Origin of the sequence: Escherichia sp. XD33 (genome assembly GCF_019375075.1) — a bacterium.
GTDB classification, from domain to species: domain Bacteria; phylum Pseudomonadota; class Gammaproteobacteria; order Enterobacterales; family Enterobacteriaceae; genus Enterobacter; species Enterobacter flexneri_A.
In genome coordinates this window covers 74160-96648 of sequence record NZ_JAENDM010000004.1, presented here as the reverse complement: position 1 = coordinate 96648, position 22489 = coordinate 74160, and the positions used below count along the sequence as shown (strand labels likewise).

20 protein-coding genes are annotated in these 22489 nt (G+C 50.6%); 5 read left to right on the top strand and 15 right to left on the bottom strand.

Annotation, left to right across the window (positions count from 1 at the left end; all coding sequences use genetic code 11):
• Nucleotides 1-65 precede the first annotated feature (65 nt).
• Nucleotides 66-1826 carry an LPS biosynthesis-modulating metalloenzyme YejM gene (gene yejM, locus K0778_RS04315; protein WP_000256203.1) on the bottom strand — a complete coding sequence of 587 codons (1761 nt, stop codon included), beginning with the start codon at nt 1824-1826 and terminating at the stop codon, nt 66-68.
• Between the two features lie 19 nt (nt 1827-1845).
• On the bottom strand, nt 1846-2073 hold the full coding sequence (locus K0778_RS04310) for a YejL family protein (RefSeq protein ID WP_001135667.1): 228 nt from the start codon (nt 2071-2073) through the stop codon (nt 1846-1848).
• 181 nt (nt 2074-2254) lie between these two features.
• On the opposite strand from K0778_RS04310, the gene yejK reads away from it, so the two are divergent.
• A complete protein-coding gene (gene yejK, locus K0778_RS04305) occupies nt 2255-3262 on the top strand; it encodes a nucleoid-associated protein YejK (RefSeq protein ID WP_000050793.1) in 1008 nt (335 codons plus the stop codon).
• 138 nt (nt 3263-3400) lie between these two features.
• Here the strand turns inward: yejK and rplY are convergent, their stop codons facing one another.
• Nucleotides 3401-3685: a 50S ribosomal protein L25 gene (gene rplY, locus K0778_RS04300; RefSeq protein WP_000494183.1), complete on the bottom strand. Its 285-nt coding sequence runs from the start codon at nt 3683-3685 to the stop codon at nt 3401-3403.
• A gap of 124 nt (nt 3686-3809) precedes the next feature.
• The gene (locus tag K0778_RS04295; protein WP_153449056.1) at nt 3810-5570 is read right to left on the bottom strand and encodes a DEAD/DEAH box helicase; all 1761 of its coding nucleotides are present in this window, start codon (nt 5568-5570) and stop codon (nt 3810-3812) included.
• A gap of 148 nt (nt 5571-5718) precedes the next feature.
• Here K0778_RS04295 and rsuA point away from each other — a divergent pair, with 148 nt between their 5' ends.
• The 3 genes from rsuA (at nt 5719) to K0778_RS04280 (ending at nt 8309) form a co-directional block, all read left to right on the top strand.
• Nucleotides 5719-6414 carry a 16S rRNA pseudouridine(516) synthase RsuA gene (rsuA, locus tag K0778_RS04290; RefSeq protein ID WP_001234850.1) on the top strand — a complete coding sequence of 232 codons (696 nt, stop codon included), beginning with the start codon at nt 5719-5721 and terminating at the stop codon, nt 6412-6414.
• Between the two features lie 27 nt (nt 6415-6441).
• Nucleotides 6442-7632 carry a multidrug efflux MFS transporter Bcr gene (gene bcr / locus K0778_RS04285; RefSeq protein WP_000213361.1) on the top strand — a complete coding sequence of 397 codons (1191 nt, stop codon included), beginning with the start codon at nt 6442-6444 and terminating at the stop codon, nt 7630-7632.
• A gap of 332 nt (nt 7633-7964) precedes the next feature.
• Nucleotides 7965-8309, top strand: a complete 345-nt coding sequence (locus K0778_RS04280; RefSeq protein ID WP_000202798.1) for a YejG family protein — start codon at nt 7965-7967, stop codon at nt 8307-8309.
• A gap of 3 nt (nt 8310-8312) precedes the next feature.
• Here the strand turns inward: K0778_RS04280 and yejF are convergent, their stop codons facing one another.
• The 10 genes from yejF to yeiP all read right to left on the bottom strand — a co-directional run bounded on the left by yejF (nt 8313) and on the right by yeiP (nt 20752).
• Nucleotides 8313-9902 (bottom strand): microcin C ABC transporter ATP-binding protein YejF, encoded by a 1590-nt coding sequence (gene yejF, locus K0778_RS04275; protein WP_000194927.1) that lies wholly within the window; start codon nt 9900-9902, stop codon nt 8313-8315.
• 1 nt (nt 9903) lies between these two features.
• Nucleotides 9904-10929 carry an ABC transporter permease gene (locus tag K0778_RS04270; RefSeq protein WP_000088916.1) on the bottom strand — a complete coding sequence of 342 codons (1026 nt, stop codon included), beginning with the start codon at nt 10927-10929 and terminating at the stop codon, nt 9904-9906.
• On the bottom strand, nt 10929-12023 hold the full coding sequence (locus K0778_RS04265; RefSeq protein WP_000501604.1) for a microcin C ABC transporter permease YejB: 1095 nt from the start codon (nt 12021-12023) through the stop codon (nt 10929-10931). The genes K0778_RS04270 and K0778_RS04265 overlap by 1 nt, the downstream gene beginning before the upstream one ends.
• A complete protein-coding gene (locus K0778_RS04260) occupies nt 12024-13838 on the bottom strand; it encodes an extracellular solute-binding protein (RefSeq protein WP_000637046.1) in 1815 nt (604 codons plus the stop codon).
• Between the two features lie 81 nt (nt 13839-13919).
• Nucleotides 13920-15476, bottom strand: coding sequence for a cyclic di-GMP phosphodiesterase (locus K0778_RS04255; RefSeq protein WP_089541317.1), 1557 nt, complete (start codon nt 15474-15476; stop codon nt 13920-13922).
• Between the two features lie 180 nt (nt 15477-15656).
• Nucleotides 15657-16223 carry a bifunctional murein DD-endopeptidase/murein LD-carboxypeptidase gene (gene mepS / locus K0778_RS04250; protein WP_000241011.1) on the bottom strand — a complete coding sequence of 189 codons (567 nt, stop codon included), beginning with the start codon at nt 16221-16223 and terminating at the stop codon, nt 15657-15659.
• Nucleotides 16224-16634: 411 nt separating this feature from the next.
• A complete protein-coding gene (gene lpxT / locus K0778_RS04245; protein WP_001300998.1) occupies nt 16635-17348 on the bottom strand; it encodes a Kdo(2)-lipid A phosphotransferase in 714 nt (237 codons plus the stop codon).
• A 38-nt stretch (nt 17349-17386) separates the two neighbouring features.
• Nucleotides 17387-18373, bottom strand: a complete 987-nt coding sequence (gene yeiR, locus K0778_RS04240; protein WP_000198822.1) for a zinc-binding GTPase YeiR — start codon at nt 18371-18373, stop codon at nt 17387-17389.
• 117 nt (nt 18374-18490) lie between these two features.
• Nucleotides 18491-19957 carry a mannitol dehydrogenase family protein gene (locus K0778_RS04235; RefSeq protein WP_000848223.1) on the bottom strand — a complete coding sequence of 489 codons (1467 nt, stop codon included), beginning with the start codon at nt 19955-19957 and terminating at the stop codon, nt 18491-18493.
• Between the two features lie 222 nt (nt 19958-20179).
• Nucleotides 20180-20752 (bottom strand): elongation factor P-like protein YeiP, encoded by a 573-nt coding sequence (yeiP, locus tag K0778_RS04230; protein WP_001136827.1) that lies wholly within the window; start codon nt 20750-20752, stop codon nt 20180-20182.
• Nucleotides 20753-20906: 154 nt separating this feature from the next.
• On the opposite strand from yeiP, the gene K0778_RS04225 reads away from it, so the two are divergent.
• Nucleotides 20907-21161 carry a YkgJ family cysteine cluster protein gene (locus tag K0778_RS04225; RefSeq protein WP_001446648.1) on the top strand — a complete coding sequence of 85 codons (255 nt, stop codon included), beginning with the start codon at nt 20907-20909 and terminating at the stop codon, nt 21159-21161.
• Here the strand turns inward: K0778_RS04225 and setB are convergent.
• Complete coding sequence (gene setB, locus K0778_RS04220; RefSeq protein ID WP_000551969.1) at nt 21158-22339, bottom strand: sugar efflux transporter SetB; 1182 nt, start codon at nt 22337-22339, stop codon at nt 21158-21160. The two genes, K0778_RS04225 and setB, sit on opposite strands and share 4 nt — an antisense overlap.
• Nucleotides 22340-22489 lie beyond the last annotated feature (150 nt).

Here is a 22489-nt window from a genome sequence, read left to right as displayed (position 1 = left end):
TGCTAATACTACCGTTTTCCACACCGATTGCAAGTAAGATATTTCGCTAACTGATTTATAATTAATCAGTTAGCGATAAAACGCTTCTCGTCTGTCAGCACTTGCAATAACAAACTTAACTGTGGTTTTTCATCTTTCACTCTTTCACCACGTAAGTTGTAAGTGCGGTATTTACCGTTATTGTTCAGTACCAGCGTCTTTTTCGGGGTGGTAATTGCCAGCGTATCGTTATCCGCTGCGGTAACCCAGTAATGACGGCGTTGAGGGTTGAACAAATCCTGACCTTGCGAATATTCGCTGGCAGGTGTGCTGACATGTAGCAGGCGTTGCATCAGCGTCGTCATCAGATCGGTATGATCAGTCAGAGCATTAATACGCTGCGCCGGCGTGCCTGGCCAGTGAATCACTAATGGCACCTGCAGATGACCGTGGGACCAGTCAAAGGTTTCTTCCTCTTCGCTCAGTGGAATACCCCGACCGGCAGTGATAATCACCACCGTATTGTCCAGTTTGCCAGAATCACGCAGTGCATTGAGCACGCGGTTGATCTGGTCATCGACATTGCCTGCCGCCCGGCTATATTTCCGTGCAAATGCCTGCTGATTGCTGTCGTCAATGTTAGTACCATTGAAAGAAACCCACGAGAACCAGCGGTTATCTTCTTGTGCGTAGCGTCCCAGCCAGTTGATCCACTGCGTGGCGGTCTGCTCGTCGGATTGGGTGCGTACGCTCGGCATCGAGAAATCTGACAACAATGCCTGGCGATACAGCGGGCTGGTAAAGCCATCTGATGAGAATAACCCCAGCTGATAGCCTTGCTGATTAAGCGCAGTAATTAATGCCGCAGGCGTACGGGTCGACAGAATGCCGTCCATATAGCTCGGCGAGATGCCATAGAACAGGCCAAAGATGCCGTTGTCTGTAGTGTTGCCGGAGCTCATATGGCGCGTGAACGAAATATTTTGCTCAGCAAAACCTGCCAGCGCAGGCATCTGCTTCTCGAAGCGTGAGTAGTTCAGGCCATCGACAGTAATCAACAGCACATTCTGCCCGGTGCCCATATCGCGATAGCGCAGTTCGCTTAACGGATACTGAACGGAAACGGCGTCTGGATTACCTTGCTCAATAAGACGGCGTTGATACTCCTGCGCATCAAGCAGACCATGCTTCTCAAGAAAACGTCGCGCCGTCATCGGGTACGAAAGCGGCAGGTTAGCGCGCTGCATGGTGATCGGGCGATAGAAGTTGGCATCGGCCCAGATATACACCACATGCGAGGCGATAAAGGCGATAAATAAGAATGCGGCCAGCGGGCGCGCGAAGCGTCGACGACGCGTCAGGCTGCGCAGCTTTTGCCAGCTCCACGTCGCAAACACCAGTTCAAGCAATAAAATAACCGGCACGCTGATGAACATCAGCTGCCAGTCGCGCGCCATCTCATTTTCGTCTGGGTTGATAACCAGTTGCCAGACGATGGGATTAAGATGGAGATGGAAACGAGTAAAGACTTCGCTATCGATCAGTAATAGCGTCATTCCCGCCGTTGCCAGAATGACGGACAAAAACCTCATCAGCCTCTGGGAGCCGACGATAAAGGTCAGCGGGAAGAGGATCAGCAAGTAGGTGGCGAACACCAGGAAGCTGAAATGGCCGATAATGCTTACGTAGGAATAAATGCGACCAGCAAGCGTTGTCGGCCAGTCGGCGATAAACAGGTAACGGCTGCCAATGACGAGCGAAAGCAGAATATTGAACAGTGCAAACCAGTGCCCCCAACTGACCATCTGGGAGACTTTTTCACGGTAGCGCTGACGATGAGTTACCATAACCTGTTATCTGTTTCCCTTAGTGCGCTTTGTCTTCGTTGATAGAGGACTGTAAGGCGCGGGCAAAAGAGTTGGCAATTGCCTGGCGTTGGGCCGGGGCAATGCTGGTGTTGATAAGGTTAGTGACCATGTTGCCTAACACCATCAGGGAAAGGTCGGTCGGAGCCTTATGTTTTTCCAGTACGTTGAGCAGCTCTGCGAGCAATTGTTCAACCTGTTCATCACTGTAGCGGGAAATTTGTGGCATAAATCGAAATCAGTTAGTTGATGAAAGGGCAACATATTACCGTAGCAACGGTTTTTTTTCTGCTTTTTTATGCGTTAAATCATTCTCGTTACGCTGCCTTCTGTAAAATGACCGCCATCTTTTATTGCGTCGCTTAACCGGCGGTGGTTGAATACCGCCCGGTCTTAAAGGAGAGTTTATCATGAGTCTGGATATCAACCAGATTGCTCTGCACCAGCTTATCAAGCGTGATGAGCAGAACCTTGAGCTGGTGTTGCGCGATTCATTGCTGGAACCGACAGAAACCGTCGTTGAGATGGTGGCAGAACTGCATCGGGTCTATAGCGCCAAAAATAAAGCTTACGGCTTGTTTAGCGAAGAGAGTGAACTGGCGCAGACGCTGCGCTTACAGCGTCAGGGCGAAGAGGACTTCCTGGCATTTAGCCGCGCGGCAACCGGCCGCCTGCGTGACGAATTAGCGAAATATCCTTTTGCTGACGGTGGATTCGTGCTGTTTTGCCACTATCGCTATCTGGCGGTGGAGTATTTGCTGGTGGCAGTTCTGAGCAACCTGAGCAGTATGCGCGTTAACGAAAATCTCGACATCAACCCAACCCATTATCTTGATATCAATCATGCGGATATTGTTGCGCGTATCGATTTAACCGAATGGGAAACCAATCCAGAGTCCACCCGCTATCTCACTTTCCTGAAAGGGCGAGTAGGGCGCAAAGTGGCGGATTTCTTTATGGATTTCCTCGGGGCCAGCGAAGGGTTAAACGCGAAAGCGCAAAACCGTGGGCTGTTGCAAGCGGTTGATGATTTCACTGCCGAAGCACAACTGGATAAAGCAGAGCGACAGAACGTGCGCCAGCAGGTTTATAGCTACTGTAATGAGCAGCTGCAGGCAGGCGAAGAGATCGAACTGAAATCGCTGTCGAAAGAGCTGGCAGGCGTAAGCGAAGTGAGCTTCACGGAGTTTGCGGCTGAAAAAGGCTACGAACTGGAAGAGAGCTTCCCGGCAGACCGTAGCACACTGCGTCAGTTGACGAAGTTTGCCGGTAGCGGCGGTGGCTTGACTATTAACTTTGATGCGATGCTGTTAGGTGAACGCATCTTCTGGGATCCAGCAACCGATACCTTGACCATTAAAGGCACGCCGCCGAATTTGCGCGACCAATTGCAGCGCCGGACGTCTGGCGGCAATTAATCGGTTTTGTGTTCTGAATGCCAGATGCGGCGTGAACGCCTTATCTGGCCTGCAAAAAATAGCAATACCGTAATCAGGCATAATCTGCAGATACAAAAAACCCCGCCGGAGCGGGGTTTTTTACAACTTATTCAGCAATTAAGCGCGAACGAAGTCGATGTGCTGCAGCTTCGGTTTGTACGGGTGACGCTGTACGTCCTGAGCTTTAACTTTGATTTCTTTACCGTCAACAACGATGGTCAGAACTTCGCTGTAGAATTCAGCTTTAGCTTGCATGTTCATGACTTTGTCGTGATCCAGCTCGATAGCCAGCGGCGCTTCTTTGCCACCGTAGATGATTGCCGGGAACTTGTTAGCGGCACGCAGGCGGCGGCTCGCACCCTTACCCTGCTCTTTACGTACTTCTGCGTTGATAGTAAACATTTCTTTCTCTCTTAAATTAATCCTGCTACAGGCGACCCAGCAACAGGTAAGTGATCTGCTTTGCGTATGCAAAAGCGGGCGAGATTCTATACTCAATCGCCTTATACATCAATCAAAACTACCATTAACCGCGTAATTCGTGCGCCAGACGAAAACGACCTTCGTAATCGAACACTTTTTCACGCACCTGCCAGTACTGGCCTTTCATGCGGGCGACGACAAAATCCGGGTGTCGCAATAAGGCTTGCTGGGCGAGGATATCGGCGGCGGTGATCCAGCGCAGCGGGATGCCCGGTGTGCGCGTATGCGGGCGGATAAAAAGCTGCTCGAAGGCGGTACGCTGGGCAGGTGTTTGCAGACGGAAACGCTCACTCACATCCGCGCCGTCTTCATCGTAATAGGTGATTTTCAACCATTCGCCTTTCTCGTCGTGCCCATGTTGCAAAGACATGCCGCTACAGCGTAATACCAGCGCGTCTTTCAGTCGTAGCGCCGCTTTTAACATATCGTCCGGATCAACCAGTACGGTGTCACATTCGCGGCAGCGGCGGGCGGCAATATCGTTTTCCGCGTTACATTGCGGGCAATTTTTAAAACGGAAACGGAAGTCACATTGTTCGCGATGACCGTCGTCATCTTCAAACCATCCCTGACAGCGACGACCAAAGTGTTCAATCAATGTCCCGTCGGCGGTCGTTTTCCCCCAAAAGGTGTTGGCAAAACCGCAGGCAGGGCAGAAAACCTGTACCGGAACGTTGTCACTTTTGCCTTTTGGTGTACCAACTTCCGGCGCGTAGAGATCGTGAGGATTACCCGCATAATCAAGAATTAAGCAATCAGTCTTGCCCGGAGCGAGACGCAGACCGCGCCCGACAATTTGTTGGTAAAGACTCACTGATTCGGTAGGGCGCAGAATGGCGATAAGATCGACGTGCGGGGCGTCAAATCCGGTGGTCAGTACCGCGACGTTGACCAGATAGCGAAAACGCTGGGCTTTAAAATTTTCAATTAACACATCGCGCTCAGCGCCGGGGATGTCGCCAGTAATCAGTGCTGCATCTTCGGCAGGCAGTAATCCCACAATCTCTTTTGCGTGTTCAACCGTCGCGGCAAAAATCATCACCCCTTTGCGCGTTGCAGCAAACTCCATAATCTGGCTGATGATGTGCGGGGTAATACGTTGTTGTTTTTTCAGCTCACGGTTGAGATCGGCTTCGCTGAACAGCCCGTTACTCTGTGCCTGCAAGCGGCTGAAATCGTATTGCACTACTGGCATATCCAGTCGTTCTGGCGGCGTCAGATAGCCGTGTTTAATCATATAACGCAGCGGCAGCTCATAAATGCAGTCACGGAAAAGGGCTTTCTCATCGCCGCGTACCATGCCGTGATAATGAAACTGGTAGATCCAGCCTTTGCCCAATCGAAAAGGCGTGGCAGTCAGCCCCAGCAGGCGTAAGTGGGGATTCACTTTTGTCAGGTGAGTGAGGATTTGCTGATACTGGCTCTCTTCATCGTCACCAATACGGTGACATTCATCGACAATCAACAGCGAAAATTCACCCTGAAAGGCATCAAGATTACGGGCGACAGACTGCACGCTGCCAAATACCACTTTACCGTGGCTCTCTTTGCGCTTTAGCCCGGCGGCAAAAATATCGGCTTCCAGCCCCAGCGCCTGATACTTTGCATGGTTTTGCGCCACCAGTTCTTTAACGTGTGCCAGCACCAGCACGCGACCACGAGCCAGCCGTGCCAGTTCCGCTATCACCAGGCTTTTACCTGCGCCGGTGGGCAGCACGATAACGGCAGGGGTTTTATGACGACGAAAATGGTTGAGCGTGGCATCCACGGCTTCTTGCTGATATGGGCGAAGTGTAAAAATCATGGTCTCGCGTAGGTAGATTATTCTGCTAATAGTATGCCATGGATCTTTTTCCCTTGAGGGATGTTATTAGACCGCTATACTGGGCAGACAACAGTTCAGATTTTCGGGTCAATGCCCGACCTCCGTTTTTACAGGCAAAATCACACACATGCGACTTGATAAATTTATCGCACAGCAACTCGGCGTTAGCCGTGCTATTGCCGGGCGTGAAATCCGCGGCAATCGTGTCACCGTCGATGGCGAAATCGTCCGTAATGCAGCGTTCAAACTGCTTCCTGAACATGATGTCGCTTACGATGGCAACCCGCTGGCGCAGCAACACGGTCCACGTTACTTCATGCTCAATAAGCCTCAGGGCTATGTTTGCTCCACGGACGACCCTGATCACCCAACGGTGCTCTATTTTCTTGATGAACCGGTAGCGTGGAAACTGCATGCGGCGGGGCGGTTGGATATTGATACCACCGGTCTGGTGCTGATGACTGATGATGGTCAGTGGTCGCACCGCATTACTTCTCCGCGCCATCATTGCGAGAAGACCTATCTGGTGACACTGGAATCACCTGTAGCTGACGATACGGCAGAGCAATTTGCTAAAGGCGTGCAGCTGCATAACGAAAAAGATCTCACTAAGCCTGCGGTGCTGGAAGTGATTACCCCAACGCAGGTTCGTCTGACCATCAGCGAAGGGCGTTATCATCAGGTGAAACGCATGTTCGCCGCCGTGGGTAACCACGTGGTTGAGCTGCATCGTGAACGTATTGGCGGTATTACGCTGGATGCTGATTTAGCCCCCGGTGAATATCGTCCGTTAACTGAAGAAGAAATTGCCAGCGTCGTCTAACTTTTCAATGACTTTCAGGAGCCCGTTGTGACCACCCGACAGCATTCGTCGTTTGCTATTGTTTTTATCCTTGGCCTGCTGGCCATGTTGATGCCGCTGTCGATTGATATGTATCTGCCCGCGCTACCGGTAATTTCAGCGCAGTTTGGCGTACCGGCGGGCAGTACGCAGATGACCCTCAGTACTTATATTCTGGGCTTTGCGTTGGGGCAGTTAATCTACGGGCCGATGGCAGACAGCTTCGGGCGTAAGCCGGTGGTGCTCGGCGGTACGCTGGTGTTTGCCGCCGCCGCGGTGGCGTGTGCGTTGGCAAACACCATCGATCAGCTGATTGTGATGCGTTTCTTCCACGGGCTGGCTGCGGCTGCGGCCAGCGTGGTCATTAACGCCCTGATGCGCGATATTTACCCGAAAGAAGAGTTCTCGCGGATGATGTCGTTTGTCATGCTGGTGACAACCATTGCACCGCTGATGGCACCGATAGTTGGCGGCTGGGTGCTGGTGTGGCTGAGCTGGCATTACATCTTCTGGATCCTGGCATTAGCGGCGATTCTGGCTTCGGCAATGATTTTCTTCCTGATTAAAGAAACCTTACCACCGGAGCGTCGTCAGCCATTTCACATTCGTACCACTATTGGTAACTTTGCGGCGCTGTTCCGCCATAAACGTGTTCTGAGCTACATGCTTGCCAGTGGTTTCAGCTTTGCCGGGATGTTCTCATTCTTAAGCGCCGGACCGTTTGTTTATATTGAAATTAACCACGTCGCGCCGGAAAACTTTGGTTATTACTTTGCGCTAAACATTGTTTTTCTGTTCGTGATGACCATCTTTAACAGCCGCTTCGTCCGCCGCATTGGCGCGTTAAATATGTTCCGCTCGGGGTTGTGGATACAATTTATTATGGCAGCGTGGATGGTCATCAGTGCGCTGCTGGGGCTGGGATTTTGGTCGCTGGTGGTTGGCGTTGCGGCGTTTGTGGGCTGCGTGTCGATGGTGTCATCCAATGCGATGGCGGTCATTCTTGATGAGTTTCCCCATATGGCGGGAACGGCATCTTCGCTGGCAGGAACCTTCCGTTTTGGCATAGGGGCAATTGTTGGCGCATTGCTTTCTCTTGCGACCTTTAACTCTGCATGGCCGATGATTTGGTCAATTGCATTCTGCGCAACCAGCTCCATTCTCTTCTGTCTGTACGCCAGTCGGCCGAAAAAACGGTGATCTATTGCACAACGAGGAAGCTAAAAGGCTTCCTTTGTTGATGCATGTCAACCACAAATCTATCATTCCCCCGATATATGTTTATTTTATGTAAAATCAATTTATGTAAAAAGTCACATCATTGTAGTTAAAAAGGTTGAGTTAGATCGCAGAAACGGGTACATATAGCCCCGCAAACGTGACCACGCCCGCAGATATTACTTAAATCAGAGCCATAGAGGCCACGCAGGCGAGGCATCAATCTTTACGATCTGTATAAAGACGGATTGTTGATGATGTGTTAAAATTGATGTAAACAAATTGTGAAGTGAATGTGCTTCCGGGGAAAATAAGTGACTTCATTACAACTCTCAATCGTCCATCGACTGCCGCAGAACTATCGCTGGTCTGCTGGTTTCGCAGGTTCGAAGGTTGAACCGATTCCGCAAAATGGACCGTGCGGTGACAACAGCCTGGTGGCGCTTAAATTGCTTAGCCCGGATGGTGATAATGCATGGTCGGTGATGTATAAACTAAGCCAGGCGTTAAGCGACATCGAAGTTCCATGTTCGGTGCTGGAGTGTGAAGGTGAGCCGTGCCTGTTTGTAAATCGCCAGGACGAGTTTGCTGCAACATGCCGATTGAAAAATTTTGGTGTGGCAATTGCCGAACCCTTTTCAAACTACAATCCTTTTTAAGCGTCAGCTCAACGCCAGTAGCTGACGCGTATACTCCTGCTGCGGTGTGGCAAACACGCGCGCGCACGGTCCTTGTTCCACTACTTCCCCTTGTCGCAGTATGATAACCTGATGACATAACGCGCGGACAACGTGCAAATCGTGGCTGATAAACAAATAGGCCAGTTGATGCTTTTGTTGCAATGATTTCAATAGCGTCAATATTTGCGCCTGTACCGTTTTGTCGAGTGATGATGTCGGTTCATCAAGTATGATCAGCGAGGGCTTAAGAATTAATGCCCTGGCAATCGCAATACGTTGTCGCTGACCACCAGAGAACTCCGCCGGATAACGGTGGCGTGTTTCAGGATCTAATCCCACTTCATGCATCACGGCTATCACTTGTTGTTCGCGTTGTGCGGCAGAAAGCGTCGGCTGGTGAACCCGTAAGCCTTCCTCAATAATCTGCAAAACGTTGAGTCGTGGGTTGAGCGAGGAGTTTGGATCCTGAAATACCACCTGAATGCGATGACGAATAGGTAACAGCTGGCGGCGATTTAAATTTTGCAGTGGCTGACCGTCAAAGATGATGCTGCCCTGAGAATTAATCAGTCGCAGCAGCGCCAGTCCCGTCGTACTTTTCCCGGAACCGGACTCGCCCACTAAACCCAGTGTTTCACCCGCTCGTAGCGTAAAACTGATGTTTTTCACCACCACATTATGATCCACAATGCGCTTCAAAATCCCTTTGCGAATGGGGAAGGCAACCTGAAGCTGTTCAACATCCAGCAACGTTGAGGCAGGTTCTGGCAACGGCACTGGATCGCCTGACGGTTCACTGTTGAGTAGCTTTTGTGTGTAAGGATGAGTGGGTGATGCAAATAGCGTAGCGGCGTAATTTTGCTCGACACAGCGACCGTTTTGCATTACCGCCACGCGGTGGGCCAGTTTTCTGACAATGCTGAGGTTATGAGTAATAAACAGCATGCCCATATTCAGCTCGCCTTGCAGTTCGCGCAACAGCTGTAAAATCTGCGCCTGGACAGAGACGTCCAGTGCGGTGGTCGGTTCATCGGCAATTAATAATTCCGGTCGCGTTAACAGCGCCATCGCAATCATCACCCGCTGCCGTTCGCCGCCGGAGAGCTGATGCGGATAATCTGTCAGCCGTTTTGCCGCCTGGCGGATACCAACGCGATCAAGGCAGTTAAGAATTTCGCCACGAGCCGCTTCCCGACGCATCCCGCGGTGGAGTGAAAGCACTTCATAAAGCTGTTTTTCCAGGGTATGCAATGGATTTAACGACACCATCGGTTCCTGAAAAATCATGGCGATCTTATTACCGCGTACACCGCGCAACGTTTGATCGCTGGCGTGAAGCAGCGATTCGCCATGAAAACGAATATCGCCGGAGAGATATTCAACCGGCGGGGAAGGGAGCAGGCGTAAAATTGACAGCGCGGTAACGCTTTTGCCTGAACCTGACTCACCCACCAGCGCCAGCGTTTCGCCAGCCTCAATCTGTAGTGAAACATCATTGACTACTGTACGTACGGTTTGCTGATGGCGAAAACCCACCGACAAATTTTCAATCGCTAACAGAGTTTGCGTCATGCTACACCGCCTTATTAGGATCAAATGCGTCGCGGACGGCTTCACCAATAAAGATCAGCAAAGACAATAATATCGCCACCGACAAGAAGGCGGTGATCCCAAGCCACGGGGCCTGAAGGTTATTTTTCCCTTGTAACAGCAGTTCACCGAGTGACGGTGAACCGAGCGGTAGACCGAAGCCGAGGAAATCGAGCGAGGTCAGGGTGGTTATCGAACTACATAAAATAAACGGTAAAAAGGTGAGGGTCGCGACCATGGCATTAGGCAACATATGACGCAGGATGATACTGCGATCGCTGACGCCAAGCGCCTGTGCCGCACGAATGTAGTCGAAATTACGAGTACGTAAAAACTCCGCCCGCACCACGCCGACCAGACTCATCCAGCCAAACAAGACAGTAATTGCCAGCAGCCACCAGAAGTTAGGCTGTACGACGCTGGAAAGTAAAATAATCAAAAACAGCGTCGGCATCCCCGACCATACTTCAATAAAGCGTTGTCCCCAGAGATCGACTTTACCGCCGTAATAGCCTTGTAGCGCCCCCGCCAGCACGCCCATCACGCTGGAACAGAGAGTCAGCATCAGGCCAAACAGAACCGAGATCCGCGTGCCATAGAGAATGCGTGCCAGCACATCGCCGCCGTTGGCATCCGTTCCCAGCCAGTTTTGCCGGGAGGGTGGAGAAGGGAAGGGCTTATCGGTAGCAAAGTTGATACTGGTAGCACCAAAGCGAATCGGTGCCCACAGTACCCAGCCGTTATTTTCCAGCCGTTGTTTCAGCCACGGGTCCTGATAATCAGCCTGACTTGCCAGCGGGCCGCCAAAATCGCTTTCGCTGTAGTTTTTCAATAACGGGAAATACCAACTGCCGTCATAACGCACCAGCAACGGTTTATCGTTGGCGATAAGTTCAGAACACAAACTCAAACCAAACAAGACGAGGAAAATCCATAACGACCAGTAGCCGCGACGGTTATGACGAAAACGCGCCCAACGGGCCTGATTGACGGGGCTGAGTCGCGACATTAACGTCCCTCAAAATCAATACGCGGATCAACCAGCGTATAGCTGATATCACTGACAATATTCAGCAGCAGGCCAATCAGGGTGAAAATATACAAGGTACCAAACATTACAGGATAATCGCGCGAGACGGTCGCTTCGTAGCCCAGTAAGCCCAGACCATTGAGTGAAAACATCACCTCAATCAGCAGCGAGCCGGTAAAAAACATGCTGATAAACGTCGCCGGAAAACCGGCAATCACCAGCAGCATGGCGTTGCGGAACACATGTTTCCAGAGAATATTTTTTTCACTTACCCCTTTCGCACGCGCGGTCACCACGTATTGCTTGCGCACTTCATCAAGGAATGAGTTTTTTGTCAGCATGGTCAGCGCCGCAAAGCCACCAATCACTGTCGCCAGCACCGGCAGCGTGATATGCCACAGATAATCGGTGATTTTCTGATACCACGGCAGCGAATCAAAGTTAGCGGAAACCAGGCCGCGTAGAGGGAACAGGTCGAAATAGCTGCCGCCCGCGAAGAAGACAATCAGCAGGATGGCAAACAAAAAGGCCGGAATGGCGTAGCCGATGATGATAAATGCGCTACTCCAGACGTCAAAGCGGCTCCCATTATAAACAGCTTTGCGAATGCCTAACGGAATCGACACCAGATAGATAATCAGCGTGCTCCACAATCCGAGGGTGATGGAAACCGGCAGACTGTCTTTAATCAGCGTCAGCACCGAGGCGCTGCGAAACAGGCTATCGCCAAAATCAAAGCGGATGTAGTCCCAGAGCATTTTGAAGTAACGTTCGTGGATCGGCTTATCAAAACCGTAGCGATGAGTGATCTCAGCGATCACTTCTGGATCTAATCCGCGTCCGCCACGGTAATTACTGTCGCTGATATTGCCGACACCCGTTTGCGCATGGCTGGCACGAACACCTTCACCGCCTGCGCCGGGTAATACTCCGGCATTACCAAACTCAATGGCGGCGATGGCCTGGTCGACCGGACCGCCAGGCGCAATTTGCACGATGAAAAAGTTGATGGTGATAATCGCCCATAATGTTGGGATCACCAGCAACAGACGGCGAATCAGGTAAGCGCCCATCTACTCTCCCTGTTTGCTGGCGGACGGCAGTTTGGCCGCTTTATTGACGTCATACCACCAGGTATCGATACCGAGGCTATAGATGGGGCGCACGGCCGGCTGGGAGAATTTATCCCACCAGGCGAGACGGTCTTCCGCCATGTACCACATTGGCAGCATGTAATAATTCCACGTTAATACGCGATCCAGTGCTCGCCCCAACGGCAGTAATTTTTCTTTATTTCCCTGCGCGGCAATAATTTGGTTGATCAGCGAGTCGATAACCGGGCTTTGCACGCCGGGGGCATTATAAGTGGAATTGATATATTCCGATGACCAGGAAATCTGTAAATCGGAACTGGGCCACGGCATCGCCCGCCATACGCGCGGCATCATGTCATAGTCGCGACTGCGCATGCGGTTAGTGATTTGCGAGTTATCCACCTTGCGAATGTCCATGTTGATACCCAGCCGTTGCAGGCTGTGCTGGAACGGCAATACCCACTGACTATTGCTGCTTGCGGGAAGCAATAATTCAAAGCTGAGTGGCTGACCCGTTGTGGCATTAACGCGTTGCTGACCCTTCAGCACCCAGCCCGCTTCGTTGAGAAGTTTGTCGGCTTTTAACAGGTTGTCACGATCGTAGCCATCGCCTTTGGATACCGGCGGCTGGTAGATTTGTGTGAAGACTTCTGACGGTAGATCTTTTTTCATTGGTGCCAGAAGCACCAGCTCCGCGGCGTCGGGGTAATTTCTGGCCGCGTATTCGGTATTCTGAAAATAACTGTTCGTGCGACTCCAGGCATTGTAAAACAACGCCTTGTTCATCCATTCAAAGTCAAAGGCGAGAGTGATAGCTTCCCGGACCCGGCGATCGCTGAATACCGGACGTTGGATATTAAACGCCAGCCAACGCGTATCCTGGGCTGATTCGTTCTTTTGCTCATCTTTGATGATGTATTTTTTATCGAAATTTTTACCGGTATAACGCGTGGCCCAGTTTTTGGCGTCGTTTTCCATACGCAAATCAAAGGCACCTGCTTTAAACGCTTCAAAGGCGACATTATCATCGAGGTAATAATCGTAGCGAATGGTGTCGAAATTCCAGCGTCCACGGTTTACCGGTAAGTTTGCTGCCCAGTAATCTTTCACACGGGAATAGACAATATTTTGCCCCATTTTCCAGGACGTAACGCGGTACGGACCACTGGCAAGCGGAGGCGTGGCGAGCGGGTCGCTAAGTTTGTGATCCTTCCAGTACTTTTCTGGAAATACCGGCAGCGAAAACAGACTCAGCATATCTTCTTTGCCGGGTTTAGCTAACTCAATGCGCACGGTTAACGGTGCAATGGCTTTGACGGTGGTGCCTTTGTAGACCAGACGAAATTGCGGCACGCCTTCGGTCATAAATTTTTGAAAAGTAAACTCTACATCGCGGGCAGTAATGGGCGAACCATCATGAAAACGGGCGCGCGGATTAATAGCGACCTCCACCCAGGAATAATCGTCAGCATAGCGTGCGCTTTCAGCAATCAGCGGGTAATAACTGCCTGGTTCGTCATCGGAAGTCGTAAATAGCGTGTCGTACAGCTGCTCGGTGCGTGCGCCCGGGTTGCCGCGCAGTGCATAGCGGTTGAAATTATCGAAGGTGCCGAGGGCTGACAACGTTATCTGCCCACCTTTTGGCGCGGCGGGGTTCACATAATCAAAATGGTTGAAATTAAACGCGTACCGGGGTTCGCCCAGCACGGCAAAGGCATAGCTTTCCTTGATAGCCTGCGCCTGCACACCAAAGGTGAACAGAGCGATAAACAGCAGCAGTATGCGCACAATCATCTGCAACGGATTTCCTTTTACTCATCATTAGCCGCAATCCGGCATGCTTTCACTATGAATAATAAGGGACGTAAGCACACCTTACCACTGCGGCGTATACGGTTTCTTTAGCCAGCGAACAAAATCGTCCAGCGGTAACGGGCGGCTAATCCAGTAGCCTTGCATGAAATTAACGCCGCGTTCGCTTAGCCATCGCGCCTGTTCCGGCGTTTCGACCCCTTCAGCAACCGTCAGCATATTGAGGCGTTTCGCCAGCGTCAGCACCGCGTCAAGTACGGGGGAAGTGATCGTTTCCGTACCGATGGCGTTGATAAATCCACGGTCAATTTTCAGATAATCGAGCGTAAAACGCTCAAGATAGATAAGCGCGCTGTGCCCGGTGCCGAAGTCATCAATAGCAATTTCTACGCCGACCGAGTGCAGCCAGGCGAAGAGTTGTGTGGCTTCTTGCTCTTTCAACATATCGCGCTCGGTAATTTCCAGCACAATCTGGAAATGGTGTGCGGGCAGGGAAGTGAGCAGTTTCTGGATATCTGCTTTAAAGCTTTCGCTGTGCAGATGGTCCGGCGCAATGTTAATACCAAATTTGACGCCTACCGGCAGCACTTTTTCTAATTCTGCGGCATCGCGGGCAATTAACTCAAACAGGTGCTGAGTCAGCGGCACAATCATCTTTTGCGATTCGGCAAAGTTAATGAAGGCATCCGGGGGAATTTCTCCCGCGACAGGATGCCGCCAGCGTAGCAGTACTTCCAGGCCCGTTACTCGCAAAGCTTGTGTATCCACCACCGGTTGATACGCCACGTAAAATTGTTCGCGCTTGATGGTGGTCATGATTTCTCTGCCGGGGCGCATACGTACGCTCATCAGGTAATAGCAGAGCAGGCCAACGACAGTTCCACTCATGCCGCCCAGTAAAAATGCGTACCACACATCGTTCCATGTCCAGTCATCTGCATAAAGCCGAACGGTCAGAGGAATGCCCGCAATTTTAGTTTCACGGACTGGCATGTCGGTTAATTCGTTAACGTTCATCAAACGTGAAGAAAAGGTAGATAGCGCAGTATTGCCAATAATGAGGGCGACGCCATCGTAATCTTCCTGCCGTGAACTATAAAAGAGTGAAGGCGTCAGGTTGAGATTCAGAGCGGCAAAGACGCCGCTATTTTTCAGCAAAGGGTTGCGATACCAGATGACGATTGCGGGTTTGTTCGGCACCATCGGCGTGCCGGGTAAGATCGCCATATCGACGTTTTTATTAATGTCGAGCGCCGGAATCAATTCATTGAGTGGAATGTCCATCTCACCGGTCGCAGATGAACAGAATGTTTTTTTATCTTTCACCAGCACAAACGTTCGGACATTCATGCTAAACGCTGCGCGGGCGGTCAGTTCGGGGTTAGCTTGCTGGCAGGTATCTAAGGTCAGCGGCTGGAGCCGGTCAGTAGTGGATTTCAGGTCGGCAAAATAGGTATCGAGATACTTTTGTACGTCGGTAATCAGTGTGTCGTATTTGACTTCGTGCTTATGCCAGGCCACTAAAAACTGAAGGCAACTCACCAGTATCGCAATCATTACGCCTGCAACAATGCAGGTAAGCAGGAGCTTACGTCCAAAATTGGGAGCGCGTATGAACATGATTCCGTTAATTTCCTGAAATTACGACAACATTTAAAAGATAACAATGACCGGACTATAGCCTGGATCAAGACGCGGAAACATCATTTTCTCTGATGAATGAAAACAAAAAAGCACTGCCTAAGCAGTGCTTTCAGTTAACTCGTCAGGATAGCCAAGGGATTGCATCCAAACGGTTTATTAGCTGCGGCTGAGAACCCGGCGTGCTTCGTTGTAACGCTTCTTCCAGTACGGTTCATTCATGCTGGAAATAATAACACCACTGCTGGTGGAAGCATGGACAAACTGATTGTTGCCGATATAAATACCGACATGGCGTCCCGTTGAACCGGCACGGAACAGAACTAAATCACCCGTACGCAAATTACTGCGGGAAACAGATTTACCCATTTCCTGCTGTTCGTAAGTCGAACGCGGAAGTTCTAAGCCAAATTGCTCACGGAATGTACGCTGTACGAAACCAGAACAATCGATACCTTTTTTAGTGCTGCCGCCCAGACGATAACGTACGCCTTTCCAGTCAGCATACTGATCCATAATTCGCGATTTTACGTCGACATTACGAACCAGGTTTTCAAATTCATCCTGAGAAGCTTGCAGTGATGATGTTTCACTACCCACTGCACGTGTCTCAGGATGCATATTCTTTGCGGTGTTATTTGCACTACATGCAGAAAGCAGAACCGCTACTGCAATCGCGGGAATCCCGCGCAAGATATATCTCAAAATCGGTTGAGATTTGACCATGTTGTTTGTTTTCCCTTGAAGTCCTTAACGACAAATATCGTTATAAAAAAATGCCAAGCGACACGAGACTAATTACCTGGGCATGTTGAAACAATTCCTTAAGGCCAAATCTGTGGACTAACGCACAAAATTATATGCTGTGAGGATAATCTACCGCCGAGGCAAAACGAGTTCGAGATTACCCGATTGATGCGGTCTTGGCGAGCGGTTTTGCATGATTTTTTATAAGAAAAAGTGATACAGAAAGTTAATAAGCGGGATTGGTCAATTAAAGTACGATTGAGTGAAACGCATGCAATCCATTCATTTACTTAGAGAATGATTTTTGCGCGCGATGGATGAAAGCACGGTGCGCATCATCAGGATTATCCTCACTATAAAAATAAGCCTGATGATGTTAATTACTGTGAGTTATTTGTTTTGGAAATGTTTGTTTTTTCCCGGTAGTGATTTGTCAAAAAAGGTGATTAATCGATCACTTAATGGCGTCAGCAACACCCAGGGCAAACCGATCAATATCACGGTCATCGAACCGACAATGATGTCAGTAAACCAGTGTGCGCCAATCATTACTCTGGGAAATGCAAAAACCACAAAAATAATAAGGGCGATAAGGCCTGCAACTTTGCCGAAATAACGCCACATGAATGCCGAAAAAATAAGCAGCATCATGCCGTGATCGCCGGGAAAGCTATCTCGTGAGGCATCTTTCGTGGGAACAGAGAGCAGTTCGCTGACGCGGTTAATATCGGTAAAAGTCAATGTTGGGCTGGCCCGTTTTACAGGAATTAATGCCTGACCCAGCTGGTTTAATACCACTGCAGTTAATAGCATGACCAGACCCATAATCACGATACGTCGTCTGCCAGGGGCGTTTTCTTTCAGCCAGAAACCCAGCATCAACATTCCCATCGCCAGCAGAGAACAACCGTCGAAAGCGCGATTGTTGGTCAATGCAACCAGCCACAAAAAGGCCTTACTTTCGACCAGTTTCTGATTAAAGAAATAAAAAATATCCGCATCAATCGGCAACCAGAATCCATGATTAACGGGAATATACCAGGAAAGAAACAGCGCGAGGCCGACAATATTCAACAACACTATTTGCGGCAAATTTTTAATCATATTTTCTCTAATTATCTTACTGAAAAACGCAGGCAACCTTACGCGGTAGTCGCTAAACGAAGCTTCAACAGCGCGCTCTGTAAGGCATTCCAGTCAGCTTCGCTGCTGGAAATCAGCTCAATACGGCTGTCCGGTGGCGCAACGTTTTGCGTTTCAATGTGCAGGTCATCGCCCTGACGGTTGATTCGTACCAGCCCTTCGGGAATACGCAGCACGCCTTTGACGCGTTCCACCGGTGCAAGTCGCGCCCATTCCAGAATGCCAATGGTGTCGAATACCGTATCAGCGTCGAATATCCAGCCGCAGGCCTGATATCCTTGCCCGCTGTTCAGACTGCGACGCCAGCGTTGATGCTCTGGCAGGCTTAACGCTGCTAACCCTTTTTTCACGACATGCTGATGAGAATGCGCGGCGCTGGCGGGCAACTCGGCTAAATTGCGACGCGGCAAATCCAGAAGATGACCGTCAACTTTCCCATGCTCACTGTGAATTAATTGTCGATCGCCACCATTTTGCTGCCACCAACGCTGTAGCGCTTGCTCACTTTCGGGCGTCGCACGGTCGGATTTATTGGCGACAATGATGTCTGCGGCAGCCAGCTGGTCACGGAAGTTTTCATTGCTGGCGCTTTTTTCGTCCAGCAGCAGGCGTGGATCGAGAATGCACAAGGTGGCGCGCAGATCTATCCACGGTTCATAGACTGGTGCGGTTAACAGATCGAGGATCTGTTTCGGATGGCCCAGCCCGGTCGGCTCTATCAACAAGCGGTCTGGTTTTCCCTGACGCAGTAAGGTATTCAACCCTACCTGCATGGGTAAACCATTAACGCAGCACATGCAGCCGCCGGGGATCTCTTTCAGCAATGCGCCGCTATCGGCGAGCAAAGCACCATCAATTCCGACTTCCCCAAATTCATTAACCAGTACCGCCCATTTTTCGTTGGGATCTTTATGGGCTAACAGATGAAGAATCGACGTGGTTTTCCCGCTGCCGAGAAAACCGGTGATGAGGTTGGTCCTGGTCACAACGGCTCCGCAATACTCTGGTAAGTTAACTGAGCGTTAATCCTGGCTAAAAAAGGCAGAAAAGAGAAGGGGAGAGCGGACGAAGGTGAGCTTCATCCGCTTTAACCGCAGAAATCGTTAAATTTTGAGGGTGTTTAATAGCGCCTGATGTGCGCCGAATTGTACGATTTGTTGCCAGGCTTGTTCGATGGCCTGCACAAAATGCGGGTTATCTGGCAGATCATCACCGAAAACTTCACGCAGGGAAAGCAGGGCGGTTACGCGTTGTTCACTGCTGCTGCCCGCAACAAGTTCGCGAATTTTATCGCTAAGCGGATCGCGAACATCAATGGCATTTCCGGCATCATCAACGCCGCTGACGTAACGCATCCAGCCTGCAACGCCTAATGCCAGCAACGACCAGTCCGTTTCGCGCCCCTGATGTATGCGAATACCTGCCAGCATGCGTTGCGGTAATTTCTGGCTGCCATCCATCGCGATTTGCCAGGTCTTATGTTTCAGCGCCGGATTAGCAAAACGTGCAATTAACTTATCCGCATATTGTGTTAAATCGACATCTTTAATTTGCAGTGTCGGCGCTTGCTCATCCAGCATTAATGTTCTGGCGGCATGGCGAAATGCGCGATCCTGCATGCAATCACTGATATGGGCGAATCCTGAGAGGTAACCCAGATAAGCGAGAAAAGAGTGGCTGCCATTAAGCATCCGCAGTTTCATCTCTTCCCATGGCAGGACATCATTCACCATTTGTACACCTGCGACTTCCCAGGCAGGACGCCCAGCGACGAAGTTATCTTCCACCACCCACTGGATAAACGGTTCGCAGCTAATCGCGCAGGGATCATTCACCCCCAGATGCTGGCTGATTTCCACCAGTGATTCGTCGGTTGCAGCCGGAACAATGCGGTCGACCATGGTTCCCGGAAAACTGACGTGCTCTTTTATCCACCCGGCGAGTTCTGGCGAACGTTTTTCTGCCATTCCCAGCACCGCGTTTTTCACCACATGACCATTGTCGGGAATATTGTCGCAGGAGAGCACGGTAAACGGTGTAAGGCCGCGCTCACGGCGGCGTTTCAGTGCTTCGACGAGAATACCCGGTGCGGAGTGAGGTTCTTCAGGGGTTTGTAGATCGTGAATAATCCGCGGATTACTGGTGTCGAGTGCACCGGTGGCCGGGTCAATACAATAGCCTTTTTCGGTAATCGTCAGGGAAACAATTGCCACCTGTGGCTCGCAAAATTTCTCAATAATTGCCGCTAAGGAATCCAGTTTTGCATTAAGGCATTCGTGAACGGCACCGACAATTATCACCTGATTGCCGTCCGCACCTTTCTCCAGCACGGTATATAAATGGTTCTGTGCGCGGAGCTGGCTCATCAGTTGATCACCGCTGAACAAGCTGATTTCACAGATCCCCCAGTCGCCGCCCTGGGCATTCAGCACACGATCGGTCAGTAACGCCTGATGAGCGCGGTGAAAGGCGCCAAAGCCAAAATGAACGATACGTGATTGCAACTGCTGGCGATCGTAGCGTGGAGCGTGTACATGATGCGGGAGCGTAACGGAGGCAATTGTCTTCATAGGAGTCACGTCTTAGTAACGATAAATTAACAATGACAGTGTAAAGTTATATGACAGCAATTGAAATTGGTCTGGATTGTTAATGCGATGAAGTGTGAGGGCGATCAATCAACGAGTGAAAATTGAGGGCGTAAGGTGTTCAGGAAGCGCAAAATAGAAGATTGGTATAATAAATTAAAAAAGGGACAGCCTGAGCTATCCCTTTTCTGCATGCGGCTGAAGTTAGTCAGCACGCCCCATATAACGGCGTTCTTCGATATGGATACGAATTTTTTCGCCCGGGCTTAAGTATTCTGGTACCTGAATCACCAGACCAGTGCTCAATGTCGCCGGTTTGTTACGGGCGCTGGCAGATGCCCCTTTGATGCCTGGTGCGGTTTCAACGATTTCCAGATCAACGGTCTGCGGCAGCTCAAGCGCCAGCAGTTGACCGTCCCAGGTCAGCACCTGCATGTCCGGCATGCCGCCCTCTGGCATAAACAGCAACTCTTCTTCAATCTGATCTTTGGTGAAGGTATACGGGGTATAGTCTTCTTTATCCATAAAGACATATTCGTTGCCATCGACATAGGAGAAGTCAACGTAACGGCGGGTCAGCGTCACGGTGTCAACGATATCATCACCTTTGAAACGCTCTTCTACTTTCAGCCCGGTACGGACATCAGAAAAACGCATTTTGTACAGCGTAGCGGCACCGCGGGCAGTGGGCGACTGAATATCAATATCCTTAACCAGCAGCAGTTTGCCGTTGTAATTCAGTACCATACCTTTTTTAATTTCGTTCGCTCTTGGCATCGAAAAATTCCTGTAGTCGAAAATGTCAAAAATATCGCGACAAAGTACTCGCGACGGGCCTTTCGGGCAAGTGGTATTCGCACTTTTGCTGGTGCAAAAAAGGTGGTACTGTGCGCGCTCATCAATCCGGTGGTTAACCTTAAGAGAACAACGTATGGAATGCCGTCCGGGTTGCGGGGCGTGTTGCACTGCCCCTTCAATTTCCAGCCCTATTCCCGGTATGCCAGATGGCAAGCCCGCCAATACGCCCTGCATTCAGCTTGATGAACAGCAACGCTGTAAAATTTTCACCTCGCCACTGCGACCGAAAGTCTGTGCAGGCTTACAAGCCAGTGCTGAAATGTGCGGTAACTCGCGTCAGCAGGCCATGACCTGGCTTATCGATCTGGAAATCCTGACCGCGCCTTAAACATCTTTAATCCGCAGTAAGCAAAACAGAGTGGCGATAATCATCACCATCGCAAACCAGAACACAGCGTGATAATTCCAGATCTCGGCGACGATGCCCGCCACTGATCCTGCGATGATCCAGCCCACGCGCGACGTGTTGGTATAGAGCGTGGTGGCTGAACCTGCCTGACCGGGCATCAAATCCTGAAAATAGAGCATCCCGATGCCACCCAGAATGCCAATAAAAATAGCATTTAGCAGCTGCAAGCCCAACAGAATGACAGGTGAATGCGCCATCAGCATTCCTGCGTAAAAACAGACGCCACCCACGGCAGCAACGCGCATTAAGAAACGCTTACCCAGACGTTTGGCGAAATATCCGGCAATCAACATGGTCGGGATTTCCAGCCCGGCGGCGGTCCCCATCATCACACCGGCCAGTTTCTCGGGAAGATGCAGTTCGTTGATAATAAATAGCGGCATGTTGATGATGTACAGGCTGTTCGAGCCCCACATCAATGTACAAATGACAAACAGCAGCAGCGTATCGCGACGGTTACGGCGCGGCGCTTCAATCGTGCCGGTCGCCAGCGGAAGCTCTTTTTGCATCGACGGTAAAAACAGCCACACCATCACGCCGCAAACAATAAACGCTACCGCTGCGCTCAGATACATTACCGTAAAGCTGAAACCCATCGCTAAGGCATAAGCCAGCGGTGGGCCAATGACCCATGCCAGTGAAACCTGAGCGCGTAAAAAAGAACTGAACATCACCGCCTCACGTCCGGTTTTGTCGGCATGTTCACGGGCAAGGGCAAACATTTGCGGGTTAGCGGTCGAGCCAAAGCTGCTAAGAAAGACGCCAACGAATAGCAAAACAAAGTAGTTGCGATTCCAGGCAAAAAGGGTGCAGGCCAGCACGCCTAACAGGCAGCAAAAGACAATCAGCGATTTGCGATCGCCGCGCTTATCAGAGCGCCCGGCGAGAAACTGACTTACCAGAATCCCAATGACAGCGCTGCCGGTAAAGAAGAATCCCACCATCGCCGGACGGGCATGTACTTCATCGGTAAGAAAAATACTGAGTGTCGGGGTTTGCAGAGCGCCCGCAATACCGGTGAGAAAGGCAACGATTAAAAACGCCGTCGAGGTCAGGTCAAACGATTTCGCGCTGGAGACTGCGGGGGAGTTATGCATGCTGGTCGATCACTGGAAGAGGAAGACGCGGAGTTTACGCTGCTTGTCAGAAAATAAACAGACAGCGAAATCAAAAGCGCCACGAATAATCAAAATGCCATTTCACTGTTGCTGATTGGCTGCTGACGCTGCTGAAATGAAATTGCTGAT